Raw genomic sequence first — 15,658 nt, 5'->3', positions numbered from 1 at the left:
GCCTCGGCAAATATCGCCATTGGCCAGCACAGGAGCTTCCGTCGCACGAGGCGCCGGTTCAGGTTTCATCGTCGGATGATCAGAAGTCCTGCCACAAATCTCTCCTTTTTCGTTCGCCTAACATCAATCTGTCGCGACGTAAACCAAAATCTAAACAGACATTGTCGAAGAGTTACGCTCTGTTCACCACCCGGGGGCTGAATTAACAATCCTGCAGCGCCAGCTATAGGCTCAGTAACCAATGGAGATTTGAAACGATGGGTTTGTTGATCGACGGCGTATGGCAGGACAAGTGGTACGACACCAAGGAGAGCGGCGGGCGCTTTATTCGCACTGAATCGCAATTTCGCAACTGGGTGACAGCCGATGGAAGCGCCGGACCGTCCGGCCGCGGCGGCTTCAAGGCGGAGCCGGGACGCTACCATCTATATGTATCCTTTGCCTGTCCCTGGGCGCATCGCACGCTGATCTTCCGCGCGCTGAAGCAGCTTGAGGATGTCATTTCCGTATCGGTGGTCGACCACTTCATGGGTGCTGAAGGCTGGACATTCCTCGAACGGGATGGCGCGACCGGTGACCAGCTTTTCGGCTACGACTATCTGCATCAGGTCTACACGCGGGCCGATCCCAAATATTCAGGCCGGGTGACCGTGCCGGTGCTTTGGGACAAGAAGCAGGACACGATTGTCTCGAACGAATCGTCGGAGATCATCCGCATGTTGAATTCGGCATTCGATGCCTTCGGCGATCACGCCCTGGATTTCTACCCGGAGGCGTTGCGACAGGAAATCGATGCTGTAAACGCCCTCGTCTATCCCAACATCAACAATGGCGTCTATCGCGCCGGTTTCGCCACCACGCAGGAGGCCTATGAGGAAGCCTTCACCCAGCTTTTCGGCGCGCTCGATCAAATCGAGGCGAAGCTCGCAAAACAGCGCTATCTCACCGGCGACCGCCTGACTGAAGCTGACTGGCGCCTGTTCACGACGCTGCTGCGCTTCGATCCGGTCTATGTCGGGCATTTCAAATGCAATCGCCAACGCATCGCGGACTATCCGAACCTGTCGAACTATACGCGCGAACTCTATCAGGTGCCGGGCGTCGCGCCGACGGTCAATCTCCTGCATATCAAGGCGCATTATTATGGCAGCCACCGGACAATCAATCCAACCGGTATCATCCCTGTCGGCCCGGCTCTCGATTATGGCGCGCCGCACGATCGCGACCGGTTGAAAGCGTCAGCGTCTAACTGAGCCCGCTACCAGGCGGTCGGAATCTCCGCGCCGTCGAATATTTCGGCAAGGCGCTGCCGGGTTGAAGGCGTCGTGTCCTTGGGCAGGTCGTCGAGGCTGAAGAATCGAGCCTCGGCGATCTCGCGGTTGGGGAGGAAGGGCGCTGTCTGGCGGAACGACCGGCATATGTAGAGCGCAACATGATCGCGTTTCGACGCATGAGCATTGTGATATATCGCAAAGAGCTCTGGCCGGCCGGTCAGTTCGATGTTGCCCTCTTCCATGAGTTCCTTCTCCAGTGTCTCTTCCATTGTGTGACCAGTCTCTACCCCCCCGCCCGGAAACTGCCAGCCATGCACATATGTGTGGCGGATGAGGAAGACCGTACGCGCTTTTTCATCGATGATGACCCCGCGGGCGCCGAGGGTCATGGGGCGCTGCAGCAGGAAATAGGCATGGAGCACACGGTGGCGCCAGGTGGAACGCTTGTCGGTCATTCTTTCCTTCTTCAGGTGGAACAGTCTAACCTCGCGACTGTTTTGTTATCGGGTGCGCCATTCGCGCGAAACGTTCTACCACTGGATTTAGCTGTCATACTCTCCTAAAGCTGAAAAATGTTCCGTCTTGCCCACATCTCAGACATACATTTATCGCCGCTTCCTGCACCGAACTTGCGGGAACTGATCTCCAAGCGCATCACCGGCTATATTAACTGGCGTTCCAACCGCAAGGGAACGATGACCGGCAGCACGCTCGATACGCTCGTTGCCGATATCAAGGCGCACACGCCCGATCACATTGCGGTGACCGGCGACCTCGTCAATCTGGCGCTCGATGAGGAACTGGAGACGGCAGAACGCTGGCTGAGGACTCTGGGCGACCCGGCCAATGTGTCGGTCGTTCCCGGCAATCACGATGCCTATGTGCCCGGCGCGCTGAAGAAGGCACGGCGCCTTTGGCAGCCGTGGATGCGCGGCGATATCGAAGCCGCCGAAAACAAGCCTGTCGAATTTCCGTATCTTCGCGTACGCGGCGACGTGGCGCTCATTGGCGTCTCCTCAGCCCGCGCGACCGCCCCCTTCATGGCGACGGGCGACATTCGCGAACGCCAGGCGCGCAAGCTCGGCGAGGTTCTTGATGAGACCGGCAAGCGCGGGCTCTTCCGCGTGATCATGATTCATCACCCGCCGGTTCGCGGTGCGGCGCCCTCGCACAAGCGCCTTCTCGGGATCGGTCTCTTTCAGCGAACGGTTGCGGAATACGGCGCTGAACTCGTCCTCCACGGCCATACGCATCTTGCGACGCGCTACACGATCAACGGACCGGACTGGGAAATCCCCGTAGTCTGCGTGCCGGCCGCAAGCCAGGGTTTCGAGCTTGGACAGCACAAACCACCAGCGGGCTTCAATCTTTTCACGATCTCGAAGACCAATGCCGGATGGGAGTGCACCATGGTGGAGCGTGGCATCGTCGACGCGCAAACGACGATCCGTACGATCCGCGAGCACAATCTTAAGGTAGGCACAAGGTGCTCGCCGGGATCTGAGGCTCAGTAAGTTGGCTTGATGATGCTCCAGAGGTGGGCAAGCATGCCGCTTGCGCCGATTGTCGCGCCTATAGCAAGGCAGACAATCGCGATCAAGAAAACGGTCAACCCGGCAGTCCTCGGCGCGGCGGCAGCCGTAATCTCAGCTGGTCGCGCGATTGCATTTCCGGGGTCGATACTCGATTCCGAACGCAAAGAAACCCGCTCGCCTTCCATCAGGCGCTGCCGCTCGACGATACGCTCGGCGATATAGGTCGTGACCGCTTCGGAGACGGGCTTCACTTCGGGTGATTCTGCGAGCACGATCCGGCCAAGGCGCGTATCGCGCACGAAACGATAGGTGCGCCGATCGCGCGCCATCATCACATGGGCGGTAGCATCGATCCAGAGCCGCGGCTGCACTCCCCTGAAAATGGCAAAGTCCCACTGCGGATCGTCGGCAGGCACATCAGCGAAGACCGGCTTCAGATCTTCGGCAAGAATTTCGATGCGCGCCAGATCGGCTTCCTTCATGTCGACGACGACATCGCCGCGATCCGCGGCCGCAATCTGAACACCCCGAATTGCTTCGGCGAGCCGGCGTTCGTCGGTCGTTCTCTTCTCGCGCATTTCATTCATCGGCGTTTTCCGGCAACGAGGCGATTTTACCAATCCTTAACGACAAGTCGCGGCAATTGCATCAAAAACGTACCCTTGCCTCATCGCGTGCCCAGAAATGGGTGAAGGGCCCGAGGGGCCCTTCCATTTATTTGCCGATGATGCGGTTGGCGGCAGAAATGATCCCTTCAAGGGATGCCGTCACGATGTTCTTGTTGATCCCCGCGCCGAAGAGCTTGCCGCCCGGATATTCGATTTCCATATAGCTGATTGCGGCTGCGTCGGACCCGTGCTGCAGCGAGTGTTCGGAATAATTCACCACCGACAGCTTGATTCCGAGATAGTGGGACAGTGCATCGATAAAGCCATCCACCGGCCCCGTTCCACGCCCCTCGATCCGTTTCGTTTCGCCGCGATCCGTGATTTCGGCCGAAAGAATCCGCATGCCCTTGCGCTCCGTATCGGGATAGGTGTGGTGGTCGACAAACTTCAAACGCGCGTCCGACTGCTCGACGTAGAGTTCCTGGAAGCGGTCATAGATCCGCTTCGAGGCCATTTCCTTGCCTTCCTCGTCGGTGATGTGCTGAATGTCCTCGCGGAACTCCACCTGCATGCCGCGCGGCAGATTGAGGCCGTAATCAGCCTGAAGGATATAGGCGATGCCACCCTTGCCCGACTGGGAATTGATGCGGATGATCGCCTCATAGCTGCGGCCCACATCCTGCGGATCGATCGGCAGGTAAGGCACCTCCCACAGGGTCTTGTTGGCCTGCTTGATCGCCTTCATGCCCTTGTTGATCGCGTCCTGATGCGATCCGGAGAAAGCCGTGTAGACCAGTTCGCCGACATAGGGGTGACGCTCGGGGATGACGAGCTGGTTGGAATATTCGTAGACTTCCTTCATACGGTTGATGTCCGAGCAGTCGATCTCCGGGTCGACGCCTTGCGTGAACATGTTCAAGGCCAGGGTGACGATGTCGACATTGCCCGTGCGCTCGCCATTGCCGAAGAGCGTACCTTCGACGCGGTCAGCGCCAGCCATCAGGCCGAGTTCCGTAGCAGCAATGCCCGTACCGCGATCATTATGCGGATGCAGTGAAATGATCAGGTTCTCGCGATTGTCGAGCTGGCGGCACATCCATTCGATCCGGTCGGCATAGATGTTCGGCGTCGACATTTCCACCGTCGAAGGCAGGTTGATGATGAGTTTGTTATCCGGCGTCGGCCTGACGATCTCGGTCACCGCATTGCATATTTCCAGTGCGACATCGAGTTCGGTCCCGGTGAAGCTCTCCGGCGAATATTCAAAACGGTAGCCGCCACCGGCTTTGGCAGCCATGTCGGTGATCATCTTGGCAGCATCGGTCGCGATCGACTTGATGCCGTGGACATCCTTGTTGAAGACGACGCGGCGCTGCAATTCGCTGGTCGAATTGTAGAAATGGACGATCGGCTTGTGCGCGCCCTCTAGGGATTCAAACGTACGCGTTATGAGTTCGGGGCGGCACTGGACCAGCACCTGCAGCGATACATCGTCGGAAGCATTGCCCTCCTCGACACACCAGCGGGCAAAATCAAAGTCGGTCTGGGACGCGGAGGGGAACCCGATTTCGATTTCCTTGAAGCCCATGTCGAGCAACAGCGCGAACATACGCACCTTGCGATCATGGCCCATGGGGTCGACCAGCGCCTGGTTGCCGTCGCGCAGATCGACAGAGCACCAGATCGGCGCCTTTTCAATACGTTTCGACGGCCACTGCCTGTTGGTGAGTTCAACGAACGGATAGGGTTCGTACTTGTTGCCGGCATTGGGCATGCCGGCGGTCGGTTTCCTCGGAGCGATCATATCGGTCATTGTGCTTCTCGTTTCCGGCCGGATACGCGACAGTTTCAAGCGATCTCGGCACTTTTTTAAGCGTTACATCGGACTTGTAAAGGGTAAGGAGCAGAAGCCTGGCGGCACTTTCGACCGCCGGACGCTCCTCTCAACGAGCCCGGCGGTCGCCGATAAGGTCGAGGAGAAGCGGAAGGAGGAAGGCGCGATTCGTCAAGCCCGCAAAAGCGGACAAGGCGAAGGACTTGTGGGTCGGGCGCGTTCTCATGGGCCAGACAAATAAACGACTGTCTGGCCAGATGCAAGGATGAGTTTCGAGCGGATCAGTTCTTTTTAAGCTGGGCCGTCATGCCGGACAGCCATTCGCTGACGACTTTGACGTCTTCCTTGCCGAGGCCATGATCGGACTTGATCGACCGGGCCTCGACGCGGGCGCCGTGCGAGCGCAGCATGTCTTCGAGCGCCGGCGCATAAGGCGCATAAAGCTGGTCCGTGGCGCCCGAAACCGTCAGGACGCGGGCGTTGGTAAGGTTCGCCTCGGTCGATCCAGTCAGCACCGGCATCGAGCGCAAAAGCACGGCCTGCTTGACGAGGTCCGGATAAAGCATCATCACCGCGTTGACGAGGTTCGCGCCGTTGGAATAGCCGAGGAAGGTCGTGCGCTTCGGATCGATCTTGTATTGCAGCGCGGCCTGCTTGAAGAAATCGGCAAAGGCCTTCGCCTCGGAACGGATATCCTTCTGGTCGAAGCTGATCGGGGTTAGACGGCGATACCATCGGTTCGAACCGTCCTGCACCACACGCCCGCGCACGGCGAGGAGCAAAGCATTCGGCGCGATCTTGGCGCCGAAGGAAACCAGGCTCGTTTCATCTTGCCCAGAACCATGGAGAAGCACAAGCGTATCGCCGTTGGGCGCGTCGGGGCGGTAGATGCGGTATTTGAATGGAAGATCGGCGTGAATCATGCCGTCGCTTTGCGGAATGATTTCACCCTTGATCGCCTTGTTCAAGATCGTGGCCCCACCTGTTGTGAGCGTATTGACCGGCGTCGCCTTGATCTGCATCGCTGGCATGGCCTTGCCTTTTTGCGAGCAGGCATCGGCAGCGGTATTCTTATCGATGTCGGGCGTCGGATCAACCGCGTTCGAACGCACCTCGGCCTTGCCGGATTGCGGTTTCTCACAATCCGCTATCCCGATTGCGTGCGCCGATTGGGCCGCAGCAACAAGTGAAAGGCCTGCGATGAGTGCGTAGAGATACGGTTTACCCATAAGTTAATCCTAAAAGTTAAAGGTTAACCAAGATTGTAAACAGCCGCGGTCGTCCGCTGGGCGCTGCCATGCCTATTGGCGCTCGATTCTCAGAAACTGGAATTGATGCGTCCCGCCAATTTATGTTCCCTGACGTACGCCCCCTGCGTCGCATCAAGATGAATTCGCATTGCTGGGCAATCACTCGCCCAAGCACCTGCTCTATGTCAACATAATTGTAACGAAATCATGACGAACTGAAACAGTCCGTTACATTTTGTTGCGGTCGTGCATCGGTTTCCGGCAATTCAGCCGATCACGCCCCTGAGCTTGACATGCTGGAGCAGCATGACGGTCTTGGCGTCGACGATCTCATGGCGCTCCACCCGGGCAAGCGCATCATCGAGGGTCATCTCCAGAACTTCGATGTCCTCCCCTTCGCCCTCGTGCCCGCCGCCATCGGAGATGCGGTCCGAAGCGTCGTAGACGGCGACGAAGAAGACCAGCCGCTCAGTAACGCTGCCAGGGCTCATGAACACGTCGAAGACACGCTCGATGTCGCGCAGGCGATAGCCGAGTTCCTCTTCGGTTTCCTTGCGCGCGGTCGTCTCAGCATCATTGTCGTCGAGAAGCCCGGCGCAGGCTTCGATCAGCATCGGATCGTGTCCCGTCACATAGGCTGGCAGGCGAAACTGCCGGGTGAGCAGCACCGTCCCACGCGATGGATCATAGGGCAGCACCACCGCGCCGTTGCCGCGATCATAGACTTCGCGCTTGTGCTCTTCGATGCGCCCGTCGCGTCGCGCCATGTCGTAGGTATATTTTTTCAGCGTGCCCCAATTATCAGAAAGGAGTTCGACCGACTTCATGCGCACGGGACTGTCGTTCATCGAAACGCTCCTGGAAAGGATGGAAATATCAGGCAAAGGGAACGGCGGCCGTTCCGATTGGCAGCTTGGCTTCGTCCTCGGGTTCAACATGAATGACGACGCTGGCCTCGGGGATCTGTTCCATCAGGGCATTCTCGATCCGGTCGCAGATCACGTGGGCGTCGCCGACGCTCATCTTGGCATCGACCACGAGATGAAACTCGATGAACGTTACCCGGCCGGCAACGCGGGTCTTCAGGTCGTGTACTTCGAGTGCGCCGCCGGCATTGGCAGAAATGACGTCGCGGATCTGGATCGTCTCTTCGGTCGCAACACCCATATCCATAAGCCCCTGCACCGAATTGCCGATGACATTCCAGCCTTGAAACAGGATATTGACAGCAACGATTACGGCAAGGAGCGGGTCGAGGATCGTCCAGCCGGTAAGAACTGCACCCACCAGGCCAGCGAAAACACCGACCGACGTGACGACGTCGGTCATCAGATGCTTGCCATCGGCAAGGAGCGCCGGCGACTTCGCGATACGTCCGCGATTGATGAGAACGGTCGCCCAAATGGCGTTGATGGCAGACGCGCCGCCGTTGATGGCAAGACCGAGCCACGGCTGGTCGAGCGTCTTCGGCGTCTGCCATGCGAACCAGACCTCGCGCAGGATCAAGAGTGCAGCCACGATGATCAGTGCGCCTTCGAGCACAGCCGAGAAATACTCGGCCTTGTGATGACCGTAAGGGTGATTCCGGTCGGCAGGGATATGGCTGACGCGGATCGCCCACCAGGCCGCCAGGGCCGCAACGACGTTTACGATCGATTCGAGCGCATCGGAATAAAGCGCGACAGAGCCGGTCACGTGGTAAGCGACGTACTTCAACGCCAGCACAGTGCAGCCGATGATGATCGACCAGAACGCCAGTCGCTGAACTGTAGTTTCTTGGCTCATGCTCAAGCTGCTCGTTGCTTCGCTGCCCGTATCAGGCAGCGCGTTCCTTGGCGCGTCGCGGCAGATGCGCCACGACATTCTCGATCATGCGCATACCAGCATTGTGGCCGAGTGTCATGATGGATTCGGGATGGAATTGCACCGCTGCAATGGGTTCGCTCTTGTGCTCGAACGCCATGATAACACCATCCTCCGTTTCCGCCGTGACGACGAATTCGTCCGGAAGCCGGACCGGATCGGCAAAGATCGAATGATAACGGCCGACCGTCACTTCCTTCGGAAGGCCCGAGAACACCTTGCCCGGCTTGGTAATGCGAATGCGCGAGGGCTTGCCATGCATCGGCACGTGCAACTGTCGCAACGTACCGCCATAGGCTTCTGCCAACGCCTGAAGGCCTAGGCAGACGCCGAAAATCGGCAGCTCACGTTTGCGCGCCTTCTTGATCGTCGCCTTGCAGTCGAAATCCTCCGGCGTGCCAGGCCCGGGCGAGAGCACGACGAGATCAGGCTTGATCCGGTCGAAAATCTCATCCGGAACCGGGGTTCGCACCGTGGTCACGGTTGCCCCGGTTTGGCGGAAATAATTCGCCAATGTGTGCACGAAGGAATCCTCGTGATCGACGAGCAGGATCTGCAGGCCCTCGCCCACGCGCGCCACGGCGCGCTCTTCGGCAAGAATGTTGGTCTTGTGCGCATCCCGCACCGCGGCGATCATTGCCGAGGCCTTGAGTTCGGTCTCGGCCTCCTCTTCCTCGGGAATGGAATCGAAAAGCAGGGTTGCGCCGGCGCGAACCTGCGCAATGCCATCCTTGATGCGAATAGTGCGCAGCGTCAGGCCCGTATTCATATCGCCGTTGAAGCTGACCATGCCGATGGCGCCGCCGTACCACGCGCGCGGGCTGCGCTCGTTTTCTTCGATAAAGCGCATTGCCCAGAGTTTTGGCGCTCCGGTAACAGTTACCGCCCAGGCATGCGACAGGAACCCGTCGAACGCATCCATATCCTCGCGCAGACGACCCTCAATGTGGTCGACCGTATGAATGAGGCGGGAATACATCTCGATCTGGCGACGGCCTATGACACGGACCGACCCCGGCTCGCACACGCGGCTCTTGTCGTTACGGTCGACGTCCGAACACATGGTCAGCTCGGACTCGTCCTTCTTCGAGTTGAGCAACTTGATGATCTGCTCGGAATCGGCAATCGCATCCTCGCCGCGCTTTATCGTACCCGATATCGGGCAGGTCTCGATGCGGCGACCAACGACGCGCACGAACATTTCGGGCGAAGCACCGACCAGATACTCGTTGTCGCCGAGGTTGATATAGAACGAATAGGGCGACGGGTTGATGGCCTTCAGACGCCGCGAAATGACCGACGGCGAGGTTTCGCAGCGTTCATAGAATGTCTGGCCCGGCACCACCTCGAAGAGGTCGCCGCGCTTGAAGCTCTCCTTGGCCTTTTTTACGAGTTCGGCATAGTCGCCCGGATTGTGATCGCCCCGGCCCGGTATCGTGGCGGTCGGCTTGAACGGCTTTGACTCGGTTTCGCGGGACAAGCCTTCGGTCGAAAGGTCGTCAAAGGCGTAGTCGTAACGATCGAGCCATGCCTTGGCCGCATGGTGGTCGACAACCAGAATCTCGTCCGGAAGATAAAGCACGATGTCGCGCTGGTCGTCAGGCCGTTTCAGCTTGTACTGGACCGGATCGAACTGGAAGGCGAGATCATAGCCGAAAGCGCCGTAAAGTCCGAGGCTTGCGTCATCCTCGGTGAAGAAGAGGCCGACGATGGCACGCAGCACCGTAAAGACTGACGGAATGCGCGAGCGCTCTTCCTCCGTGAAGTGACGGGTCGGCGGCGCTATCTCAAGTTCTATCTTTGTGGCACTTGTGGCAGCGACCGATACCTCTTCCAGTGCCGCAACGGTCTTGCCGATGGCAACGAGCAGGACCTCGCCGCGCTTGTTCAGCGCCTCGATGGTCATATGCCGGCCATTCGAGGTGATGACAACGGGCGGATCGACGATCGCCGTATCCCAACGTGTGTAGCGCCCGGGATACTCGTAGTTGGAAGAAAACACCGCGCCGCGGCGCTCGTCCAGGGCATCCACGTAGCTATCGATGGCGCTGGCGTAGGCCGTGCCGATGCGCTGGCGCGAAATTGTTATGCCGCCTTTGGTGTCGAAGATTTCGACGTCGCCCTCAATTCTATGCATCTTGTTCTCCGTCTCGTTGCATTTGGCCTTGGGGGCTTCTGGCGATAAACAAAAAGGCCGCCCGGAAAACCCGTTGCGGCCCTGTTCCCTTTACGCATGCAAAAGGCTGTGCGGCCGCTAAGAGCGGAGCCACCACCAACCAGTGCTGTTAACGTGCGTATTCATGCGCTGATTGTTAGCGGCAGCCGAGGCTGCTTGCAACTGCAAAAACGCGAGGGCTTTCGCGGATTATCAGAAGAGCCCCTCGATCAATCCGTCTTCATTGAGATGGATACGTTCGGCGGAGGGCGATTTCGGCAATCCCGGCATGGTCATGATCTCACCGCAGATGGCGACGACGAAGCCGGCGCCGGCAGCAAGGCGGACCTCGCGCACATGCACCACGTGATTGACCGGCGCGCCCCTGAGATGGGGATTGGTCGAAAAGGAGTATTGGGTCTTGGCCATGCACACCGGCAGATTGCCATAGCCCGCGTCTTCCCATTGCCGGAGTTGGTCGCGCACGCTCGAATCGGCATCGGCCTCGGCACCCCGGTAAATGCGTTTGACGATGGTTTCGATCTTGTCGAAAAGCGGGAGTTCATCCTCATAGAGCGGCGAGAACTGCGCCGATCCGCTTTCTGCAAGTGCGACGACCTTGTGCGCGAGTTCCTCGATGCCGGCCGAGCCTTCGGCCCAGTGGCGGCAAAGCACGGCTTCAGCGCCGTGGGCGGCGACGAAGGCCTTCAGCGCATCGATTTCGCCTTGCGTATCGGCGGTGAAATGATTGATGGCGACAACGACGGGCACACCGAATTGCCTGACATTCTCCATATGCCGGCCGAGATTGGCACATCCCGCCTTGACGGCTGAGATGTTTTCCCGGCCGAGATCCTCGCGGGCAATGCCGCCATGCATTTTCATCGCCCGGACGGTTGCGACAATGACGGCGGCAGCAGGTTTCAAGCCGGCCTTGCGGCACTTGATATCAAAGAATTTCTCGGCCCCGAGATCGGCACCAAAACCGGCTTCGGTCACCACATAATCGGCAAGCTTCAAGGCCGTCGTCGTCGCGACCACTGAATTGCAGCCATGGGCGATATTGGCAAAGGGACCGCCATGCACGAAAGCGGGGTTGTTCTCCAGGGTCTGCACGAGGTTCGGCTGCATCGCGTCTTTCAGAAGCACGGCCATGGCCTTGTCCGCCTGGAGATCGCGTGCATAGACCGGCGTCTTGTTGAAGCGATAGCCGATGATGATCTCGCCGAGGCGCTGTTCGAGGTCAGCAAGGTCGGTGGCGAGGCAGAGAATGGCCATGACCTCCGAGGCGACGGTGATATCGAAGCCGGACTCGCGCGGAAACCCGTTGGCGACACCGCCGAGCGACGTCGCAATGTCGCGCAAGGCGCGGTCGTTCATGTCCATCACCCGACGCCAGGTGATGCGGCGAGTATCAAGATTAAGCTCGTTGCCCCAATAAACATGATTATCGATCATCGCCGCGAGGAGGTTATGCGCGGCGGTGATCGCATGGAAATCGCCGGTAAAGTGCAGGTTTATGTCTTCCATCGGAATGACCTGCGCATAGCCGCCGCCAGCCGCACCTCCCTTCGTGCCAAAACAAGGGCCCAGCGACGCTTCGCGGATACAGACGATCGCCTTCTTGCCGACGCGGTTCAAACCGTCGCCGAGCCCGACTGTCGTCGTGGTCTTGCCCTCGCCTGCTGGTGTCGGGCTGACGGCCGTCACAAGAATGAGCTTGCCATTCTTGTCCCCCCGCTTGGAGCGAATGAACTCTGCTGAAAGCTTGGCCTTGTCATAGCCGTAGGGAGCGAGGTGCTCGGGTGGAATGCCGATCTTCGCACCGATTTCCACGACCGGCTTTTTTGCCGCGTGACGGGCAATCTCAATATCGGATTTGACGACAGTCATCGCATTCCCCCCATATTGCTATTCATCAAATAGCATTCCGGGAAGAAAATGGGGATAGTCCGATCGTACTATCCCCATTGGCATCGGTTTTGCGCTGACTATTCGCCCATGGCGATCAGGCTGGCATTGCCGCCGGCCGCGGCAGTATTGACGGAAACGACCTGCTCAAGCGCAAAACGTGCGAGATAGGCGGGCCCGCCAGCCTTTGGCCCGGTACCGGAGAGACCCGACCCACCGAAGGGCTGCGTACCGACGACGGCGCCGATCGTGTTGCGATTCACGTAGACGTTGCCGACGTCGAGCCGGTCCACGACCTTGTTCACGGTGGATTCGATGCGGGTGTGCAAGCCGAAGGTCAGGCCATAGCCGGTCGATGCAATCTGGTCGAGCACCTTGTCGAGGTCCTTGGCCTTCCAGCGCACGACGTGGAGCACAGGTCCGAAAACCTCGCGCTCCAGCACTTCCGGCCGATCGAGCTCGACAATATGCGGCGCAAAGAACAGCCCGTCATTCGGGGCGTCGCCGGCATAATGCACCTTCTGGCTCTTGCGCATGGCCGCTATGTGATCGCGCAGCATCTTGCGCTGGTCGTCGTCGATAATCGGCCCGATATCCGTCGAAGGCAAAGACGGATCGCCAACGGTAAGCTCCTTGGCTGCACCCTCGATCATCTCCAGCATATTGTCGGCGATGTCCTCCTGGAGATAGAGGATGCGAAGTGCCGAACACCGCTGGCCGGCCGACCGGAAAGCCGACATCACCACATCGTCCGTGACCTGCTCCGACAGGGCCGTGGCGTCGACGATCATGGCATTGAGCCCGCCGGTCTCGGCGATGAGCGGAACGATCGGTCCCTTCTTCGCAGCAAGGGCACGGTTGATTGCCCAGGCTGTATCGGTCGAACCCGTAAACGCAACGCCGGCAATCTCGGCGTGCGACGTCAAGGCCGCGCCGACCGAGCCATCGCCCGGCACATAGAGCACGGCGTCCTTTGGCACGCCGGCTTCGTGCAGGATGCGAACTGCCTCATAGGCGATCAGCGGCGTCTGCTCGGCAGGCTTGGCAATGACAGTATTGCCCGCAGCCAGCGCTGCGGTTACCTGGCCGAGGAAGATCGCCAGCGGGAAATTCCACGGGCTGATGCACACGAACGCGCCCCGGCCGCGATGACGAAGCTTGTTGTCTTCGCCGGTCGGTCCCGGCATGACCTTGTCGGCACCGAATTGCCGGCGCGCCTCGGCGGCATAGTAGCGGCAGAAATCCACTGCCTCGCGAATTTCGGCAATGCCGTCATCGATCGTCTTGCCTGCCTCGCGCGAAAGCAGATCGAGCAGGTGATCCCGGTTGTCCTCAAGCAGGTCGCCGGCCCGCTCCAGCATCTTCGCGCGTGTATCGACAGCAACTCGCGACCATGCGGAAAAACCCTTGCGCGCAATCGTAACAGCTTTTCCGGCCTCTTCTGCGGTGGCAAACACGACCGAGCCGACCTTCGCGCCGTTGACGGGCGAGATCACATCCTGCGGCTTGCCCGAAGGCTTCAACCCAACGATCAGCGGAACGGCGTTTACCGGGCGCGATGCCTTCGCGATCCCGCCGAGAAGCGCCGCAAGTTCCGTGCGCACGCCGAGTTCGACGCCGGCCGAATTGGCGCGCTTGCCATAGATTTTCGGCGGCAACGGAATGTTGGGATGCCGGTAGCCCTTGCCGTCATTAAGCTTTTCGGCCGGACGGACGAGAAGATCGGCAATTGGAATGTCATTGTCGCCCACGACCGAAACGAAGGAAGAGTTGGCACCATTCTCGAGGAGGCGGCGCACAAGATAGGCAAGGAGATCGCGATAGCCACCAACCGGCGCGTAGATCCGGCAGGCGATCTTGTCGCCCTTTTCGGTTATCTGCTTGTAAAGGCTTTCACCCATTCCGTGCAGGCGCTGGAACTCGAAACCGGTCTTGTCGTCACCGGCCATTTCCAGAATCATCGCGACCGTCAGTGCATTATGGGTAGCAAATTGCGGGAAGAGCCGCGGTCGCGCGGCCAGCATCCGCTTGGCGCAGGCAAGATAAGACGCATCTGTCGCCGGCTTGCGCGTAAACACCGGATAGTCGGCGAGCCCGCGTTCCTGCGCACGCTTGACCTCCGTATCCCAATAGGCGCCCTTGACCAGGCGCACCATCATCTTGCGGCCGTGCCGGGCCGCGAGGCGGTCTACATGCTCGATAACGTCGAGCGCCCGCTTCTGGTAGGCCTGGATGGCGAGCCCGAATCCGTCCCAGCCTGCGAGAGAGGGATCCCCGAAAACCCGGTCGATCACATCGAGCGAAAGTTCGAGCCGGTCAGCTTCTTCGGCGTCGACAGTGAAATTCAGATCGTAGGATTTCGCCTTTTGCGCCAGCGCCAGCAGGTCAGGCACGAGTTCGGCCATGACCTGGTCGTGATGGGTGGCAAGGTAGCGCGGGTGTAGCGCCGAAAGCTTGACCGAGATGCCCATGCGGTCGGGAAGCCGCTTGTTGCCAGTCGCGCGGCCGATGGCGTCAATCGCATCGGCATAGGACTTGAAATAGCCGCGTGCGTCTTTCCGGGTGCGTGCGCCCTCGCCCAGCATGTCGAACGAGTGGCGGTAGCCCTTCGCCTCGTTGGTGCTGGCGCGTTTGAGGGCATCCTTGATGGTCTCGCCGAGAACGAAGTGGTGGCCGAGATAGCGCATCGCCTGCTTGGTTGCGGTACGAACAGTCGGCAGGCCGATGCGCTTGACCAGCGATGAGATGACGCCTTCCGGCGTCTCACCCGGCTTGATGACCTTGGCGGAGAGACCCAGCGCCCAGGCGGACGCCGAGACAAACCAGGTGTCGCCGCTCGGCTCGTGTTCGGACCAATGGCCCTGCTTGAGCTTGTCCTCGATCAGCTTGTCCTGCGTCGCAGCGTCTGGAACCCTCAGCAGCGCTTCGGCGAGCACCATCAATGCCAGCCCCTCGCGGGTCGACAGGCCGTATTCGCGCAGGAAATCCTCGACGCCGCCAATGCCGCGCGCTTCCTTGCGGATGGTGGCGATGTATCTGCTGGCGCGTGCGTCGATACGGCGGTTAACATCCTCGGGCAGCGCAATAGTCTTCAGAAGCCTGGCGACAAGTTCCTGGTCGTCGACCGCATAAGGCGCGGAAAAATCATTGGTTGTGGGCATTTGAACGGTCATCATGGTCCCCTTATTGATTTTTCCCATATAATCTATTCTACTTGGTCATTCTCAC

At 59.4% G+C, this 15,658-nt stretch carries 11 protein-coding genes; 2 read left to right on the top strand and 9 right to left on the bottom strand.

Annotated elements, in window-relative coordinates; genetic code table 11:
• The first annotated feature begins 257 nt into the window (after positions 1 to 257).
• Positions 258 to 1,253, top strand: a complete 996-nt coding sequence (locus BLR72_RS01045; RefSeq protein WP_091944236.1) for a glutathione S-transferase family protein — start codon at positions 258 to 260, stop codon at positions 1,251 to 1,253.
• 5 nt (positions 1,254 to 1,258) lie between these two features.
• On the opposite strand, the gene BLR72_RS01040 is transcribed toward BLR72_RS01045, so the two are convergent.
• Positions 1,259 to 1,729, bottom strand: coding sequence for an NUDIX domain-containing protein (locus BLR72_RS01040; protein WP_091944233.1), 471 nt, complete (start codon positions 1,727 to 1,729; stop codon positions 1,259 to 1,261).
• A 117-nt stretch (positions 1,730 to 1,846) separates the two neighbouring features.
• Here BLR72_RS01040 and BLR72_RS01035 point away from each other — a divergent pair, with 117 nt between their 5' ends.
• Positions 1,847 to 2,788, top strand: a complete 942-nt coding sequence (locus BLR72_RS01035; RefSeq protein ID WP_091944230.1) for a metallophosphoesterase family protein — start codon at positions 1,847 to 1,849, stop codon at positions 2,786 to 2,788.
• Here the strand turns inward: BLR72_RS01035 and BLR72_RS01030 are convergent.
• The 8 genes from BLR72_RS01030 to putA all read right to left on the bottom strand — a co-directional run bounded on the left by BLR72_RS01030 (position 2,782) and on the right by putA (position 15,630).
• On the bottom strand, positions 2,782 to 3,396 hold the full coding sequence (locus tag BLR72_RS01030) for a hypothetical protein (protein ID WP_091944227.1): 615 nt from the start codon (positions 3,394 to 3,396) through the stop codon (positions 2,782 to 2,784). The genes BLR72_RS01035 and BLR72_RS01030 overlap by 7 nt on opposite strands.
• Positions 3,397 to 3,523: 127 nt before the next feature.
• Positions 3,524 to 5,230: a 2-isopropylmalate synthase gene (leuA, locus tag BLR72_RS01025; RefSeq protein ID WP_244506590.1), complete on the bottom strand. Its 1,707-nt coding sequence runs from the start codon at positions 5,228 to 5,230 to the stop codon at positions 3,524 to 3,526.
• A gap of 302 nt (positions 5,231 to 5,532) precedes the next feature.
• On the bottom strand, positions 5,533 to 6,480 hold the full coding sequence (locus tag BLR72_RS01015) for an alpha/beta hydrolase (RefSeq protein ID WP_244506589.1): 948 nt from the start codon (positions 6,478 to 6,480) through the stop codon (positions 5,533 to 5,535).
• A 287-nt stretch (positions 6,481 to 6,767) separates the two neighbouring features.
• Positions 6,768 to 7,349 (bottom strand): NUDIX domain-containing protein, encoded by a 582-nt coding sequence (locus tag BLR72_RS01010; RefSeq protein WP_091944224.1) that lies wholly within the window; start codon positions 7,347 to 7,349, stop codon positions 6,768 to 6,770.
• 28 nt (positions 7,350 to 7,377) lie between these two features.
• Complete coding sequence (locus tag BLR72_RS01005) at positions 7,378 to 8,286, bottom strand: cation diffusion facilitator family transporter (RefSeq protein ID WP_027233464.1); 909 nt, start codon at positions 8,284 to 8,286, stop codon at positions 7,378 to 7,380.
• Positions 8,287 to 8,317: 31 nt separating this feature from the next.
• Positions 8,318 to 10,501 (bottom strand): anthranilate synthase, encoded by a 2,184-nt coding sequence (locus tag BLR72_RS01000; protein WP_091944222.1) that lies wholly within the window; start codon positions 10,499 to 10,501, stop codon positions 8,318 to 8,320.
• Positions 10,502 to 10,732: 231 nt separating this feature from the next.
• Positions 10,733 to 12,412, bottom strand: coding sequence for a formate--tetrahydrofolate ligase (locus BLR72_RS00995; protein WP_091944217.1), 1,680 nt, complete (start codon positions 12,410 to 12,412; stop codon positions 10,733 to 10,735).
• Positions 12,413 to 12,510: 98 nt separating this feature from the next.
• Positions 12,511 to 15,630 (bottom strand): bifunctional proline dehydrogenase/L-glutamate gamma-semialdehyde dehydrogenase PutA, encoded by a 3,120-nt coding sequence (gene putA, locus BLR72_RS00990; protein WP_244506588.1) that lies wholly within the window; start codon positions 15,628 to 15,630, stop codon positions 12,511 to 12,513.
• Positions 15,631 to 15,658: the final 28 nt, after the last annotated feature.

Origin of the sequence: Phyllobacterium sp. YR620, from assembly GCF_900104165.1 — a bacterium.
In the GTDB taxonomy this organism is placed as follows: domain Bacteria; phylum Pseudomonadota; class Alphaproteobacteria; order Rhizobiales; family Rhizobiaceae; genus Phyllobacterium; species Phyllobacterium pellucidum.
Note: the sequence above shows the minus strand (reverse complement) of the source record. Positions and strands in the feature narration are given on the sequence as shown.

Bases quoted from the DNA above. Each gene is read 5' to 3' on its own strand.
- putA (WP_244506588.1), bottom strand. From the start codon at position 15,630: ATGGGAAAAATCAATAAGGGGACCATGATGACCGTTCAAATGCCCACA.
- leuA (WP_244506590.1), bottom strand. From the start codon at position 5,230: ATGACCGATATGATCGCTCCGAGGAAACCGACCGCCGGCATGCCCAAT.
- BLR72_RS00995 (WP_091944217.1), bottom strand. From the start codon at position 12,412: ATGACTGTCGTCAAATCCGATATTGAGATTGCCCGTCACGCGGCAAAA.
- BLR72_RS01000 (WP_091944222.1), bottom strand. From the start codon at position 10,501: ATGCATAGAATTGAGGGCGACGTCGAAATCTTCGACACCAAAGGCGGC.
- BLR72_RS01010 (WP_091944224.1), bottom strand. From the start codon at position 7,349: ATGAACGACAGTCCCGTGCGCATGAAGTCGGTCGAACTCCTTTCTGAT.
- BLR72_RS01015 (WP_244506589.1), bottom strand. From the start codon at position 6,480: ATGGGTAAACCGTATCTCTACGCACTCATCGCAGGCCTTTCACTTGTT.
- BLR72_RS01030 (WP_091944227.1), bottom strand. From the start codon at position 3,396: ATGAATGAAATGCGCGAGAAGAGAACGACCGACGAACGCCGGCTCGCC.
- BLR72_RS01005 (WP_027233464.1), bottom strand. From the start codon at position 8,286: ATGAGCCAAGAAACTACAGTTCAGCGACTGGCGTTCTGGTCGATCATC.
- BLR72_RS01045 (WP_091944236.1), top strand. From the start codon at position 258: ATGGGTTTGTTGATCGACGGCGTATGGCAGGACAAGTGGTACGACACC.
- BLR72_RS01040 (WP_091944233.1), bottom strand. From the start codon at position 1,729: ATGACCGACAAGCGTTCCACCTGGCGCCACCGTGTGCTCCATGCCTAT.
- BLR72_RS01035 (WP_091944230.1), top strand. From the start codon at position 1,847: ATGTTCCGTCTTGCCCACATCTCAGACATACATTTATCGCCGCTTCCT.